This window comes from Tardiphaga sp. (genome assembly GCF_028290785.1).
In the GTDB taxonomy this organism is placed as follows: domain Bacteria; phylum Pseudomonadota; class Alphaproteobacteria; order Rhizobiales; family Xanthobacteraceae; genus Tardiphaga.
Window position 1 is genome coordinate 1 of sequence record NZ_JAQGJD010000400.1, and the last position, 3,043, is coordinate 3,043.

Sequence of the window (3,043 nt, forward strand, 5' to 3'; positions counted from 1 at the left end):
GATGACGACCGGCCGGTTCTGGTCGCTGCGCGCGCCGATGGCGAGCGCGTGGCGATCGCCGGCCTGAGCGAAGGCTCGCGCGACCAGTTGTTCCTGGCACTGCGGCTGGCGCTGCTGGAGCGCCGCACCCACCAGCCGCTGCCGTTCATCGGCGACGACCTGCTGACCAGCTTCGACGAGGCGCGCACCGCGGCGACACTCGAACTGCTCGCCGCCGCGGGAAGGGAGCGGCAGATGATCGTGTTCACGCATCACCAACACGTCGCCGAACTCGCGCGCGCGGTGCCCGGCCACGCGGTCGAGGTGATCGCGCTGTAGCTGCGTTGCAAAGATGAGAAAGGGGTGGGACCGTCGACGCGGGTAATAACGACGGTCCCGTGTCGTGCAATTGAAATTCAGGGCGGGAAAGCGACTTCCGTGCCCATTCTGCGCGACGCTTCGACGGTATCGCAACCGCCTAAGCTCGCAACGTAAACCGTTTCTTAACCTAACCGATCAACCTTACCTGGGCCGTTTTTCCGGCAATTGGCGAGGTCGCGTAGAATAATCTACTGCGCGGCCTTCGTCAGCGCCCCGATGGTGTCGGCATTGGCGCAATAGCTCTCATAGTGTTTCTCCGCGACGCCGGCGACGAGGTCCTGCTGGCAGGCCGGCTTGTGCTGGCAGTTGGCGCAGGTGCGCTGCATGTCGTTGAGAACCGGCCGCTCGATCCGCGCGATGGCGGCATCGTCGAAGCCGAGCGCCCTCAGCAACATCGGCAGTTCATCCGCCGCGTGCTTGCCCTGGCGCACCACCGATTCGAGGTCGGCGGACGAAAGGCCCATCTCGCTGGCGATGCGGTTGAATTCCCCGGCGTCGAGTTCGTTCATTTCGCTGCGTTCGTGCCAGCGCTTCAACAGGGCACCGAACTGATCAATCAGGGCCGTGACGCGGGGATAGGGCTGGGCTGTCATGACAGGCTCCGCTGCGAATGGGTACTTCGCAAGGATCGGCGCTCGAGAGTGTCCTCGCATTGCGTTGGATCAATCGCGCCGCGGTGCGGAACCGGCAGCCGGTCGTTACCGTTACCGGGAAATGCCTGCAGCGCAGGGGTTTTTGCACGGAGCCGGGGCTGGCATTGCGAGCGGGTGCGCTTACATTGGTAGCATTGTCATTCCAGACGCCGGCACGCCGGCTTCAGGAGGCGTTGATGACCAGAACATATTTCGTTGCGGCGATGATCGGAACGGCGTTGCTGATGAGCGGCGCGGGGGCGCGCGCGGATGCGTATCGGCCCGGCGAGTTTCTGATGCTCGATCTTAACCGGGCCGCGCTGTCGCCGAGGCCGTTGGGGCCGCCGGCGCAGTTCGAGGCGGTGCCGATCGAGGCGAAGGCCGATGCGCCGGTCGCTGTGCCCGCGCCGGTCGCTGCCGCCGCGAAGCCCCGCGTCGTGGCGGCAAAGCCGCAGATTAATGTCCGCAAGAAAATCGCCCGCGTCCGCAGCAATCCGCTCGACGCCAATGCCGCCGACACCCGCGTTCAGGTCTGGCCCTGCCGCAGCGGCGGCATCTGCGGCTGGAAGAAGTAGCGGCTTACGCGACGGCCCCTCAGCCATCATTGCGAGGAGCCCTTTGCGACGAAGCAATCCAGTCTTGCCGAGCGGATGGCTCTGGATTGCCGCGTCGCTTCGCTCCTCGCAATGACGGACGAGAGACCTGAGTCTCTTGTCGCCGTTCTGCCGGGTCTCAGCCCTCGACCTTCTCCACACCGCACCATTCGGCGATGAACAGCGCCAGCGCCGTCGTGGTCTTCTTCAGCGACGGCAGGTTGACGCCTTCGTCGAAGCCGTGGACGCCGCGCGAGATGCAGCCGTAGTTCAGCGTCGGCACGTGATCGAACAGCGCGTAGACGCGGCTGTCGAGATAGGCCAGCGAGATTTCCGGCTTCGGCTTCTGGCCGAACACCGTTTCATGGGCGGATGCTAGGGTGGCTTCGGCGTCGGAGCCGGGCTTCAGCTCATAACCTTCGGCCTGGAATCCGTTGAAGGTGACGGTCGGCGGGATGTTGGACAGGAAGGCATCGCCGCGCGTGAAGGCATCGACGCAGTCGACGATTTCCTTCTTGGCCTGTTCGGCGGTCTTGCCGGGCAGGATTGAGATCCGGCAGTCGACCTTGCACCAGGCCGGCACCGAAGAGGCCCAGTCGCCGCCGGCGATCTTGCCGATGTTCAGGTTGACCGGCTTCTCGATGTTCTTGAAGTGCTCGGTCTGGTCCTTGGTGGCATTCCATTTGGCTTCCAGCTTGCGCAACTCGCCGATCACGCGATAGGCGGCGTCGATGGCATTGGCACCGGTGCCCATCCGCTGCACGTGCACCGGCACGCCGCGGACTTCGAGCTGGAACCAGATCACGCCGATATTGGCGCGCGTGATGGTCTCATGCGACGGCTCCGAGATCACCACGGCATCGGCCTTGTAGCCGCGCAGATGCGTCATCATCGCACCGTCGCCGGTGGATTCCTCTTCGACCACCGACTGCAGATACACCGTCGCCGCCGGCTGCAGGCCGAGGCTCTTCAAGGCGTCGAGGGCAAAAATGTTGGAGGCGCAGCCGGCCTTCATGTCGCCGGCGCCGCGGCCCTGCATCCAGTCGCCCTGGATCACCGGGTCGTAGGGCGGCGTGGCCCACATGTCGTGCGGGCCTTCCGGCACCACATCGACGTGGCCCTGTAGGATCAGCGAGCGGCCCTTCTCGTCGTGCGGATGATGGGTGCCGACCACGATCGGCGCCCGCGAATGCAATTCGTCAAACACGCCGCTGCCGGGATGGGCGGCCAGCGCCGCCTTGTCCATCTCGAAGCGCTCCATCTTGTAGCCGCGCGCCTTCATGGCGCGGAACATGAAGTCCTGCATGGTGTGCTCGTTGCCGCGCGTAGAGACGTGGCGCACCATTTCCTGGGTAAACTTGACCTGGGCGTCAAAGCCCTTGTCGATGGCGGCAATGATGTCGTCGCGCAGTTTGGGGTCGAGAGGCATGGGAAGTCCTTGGATTTGTTTTGCAGTTC

General features: G+C 64.6%; 4 protein-coding genes. 2 read left to right on the forward strand and 2 right to left on the reverse strand.

All coding sequences use genetic code 11. The features are described 5' to 3' along the window. Positions 1–318, forward strand: a 318-nt coding sequence (locus JWR89_RS25270) for a hypothetical protein (protein ID WP_299720941.1), incomplete at its 5' end; no start/stop codon positions are given. Positions 319–548: 230 nt separating this feature from the next. Here the strand turns inward: JWR89_RS25270 and JWR89_RS25275 are convergent. After that, a complete protein-coding gene (locus tag JWR89_RS25275) occupies positions 549–953 on the reverse strand; it encodes a hypothetical protein (RefSeq protein ID WP_299720942.1) in 405 nt (134 codons plus the stop codon). 236 nt (positions 954–1,189) lie between these two features. On the opposite strand from JWR89_RS25275, the gene JWR89_RS25280 reads away from it, so the two are divergent. Continuing rightward, positions 1,190–1,567, forward strand: coding sequence for a hypothetical protein (locus tag JWR89_RS25280; RefSeq protein WP_299720943.1), 378 nt, complete (start codon positions 1,190–1,192; stop codon positions 1,565–1,567). A 157-nt stretch (positions 1,568–1,724) separates the two neighbouring features. Here JWR89_RS25280 and JWR89_RS25285 read toward each other — a convergent pair whose 3' ends face one another. Further along, positions 1,725–3,014 carry an ArgE/DapE family deacylase gene (locus JWR89_RS25285; protein WP_299720944.1) on the reverse strand — a complete coding sequence of 430 codons (1,290 nt, stop codon included), beginning with the start codon at positions 3,012–3,014 and terminating at the stop codon, positions 1,725–1,727. Positions 3,015–3,043 lie beyond the last annotated feature (29 nt).

Coding starts and splice junctions, on each gene's coding strand:
- JWR89_RS25275 (WP_299720942.1), bottom strand. CDS start 953: ATGACAGCCCAGCCCTATCCCCGCGTCACGGCCCTGATTGATCAGTTC.
- JWR89_RS25280 (WP_299720943.1), top strand. CDS start 1,190: ATGACCAGAACATATTTCGTTGCGGCGATGATCGGAACGGCGTTGCTG.
- JWR89_RS25285 (WP_299720944.1), bottom strand. CDS start 3,014: ATGCCTCTCGACCCCAAACTGCGCGACGACATCATTGCCGCCATCGAC.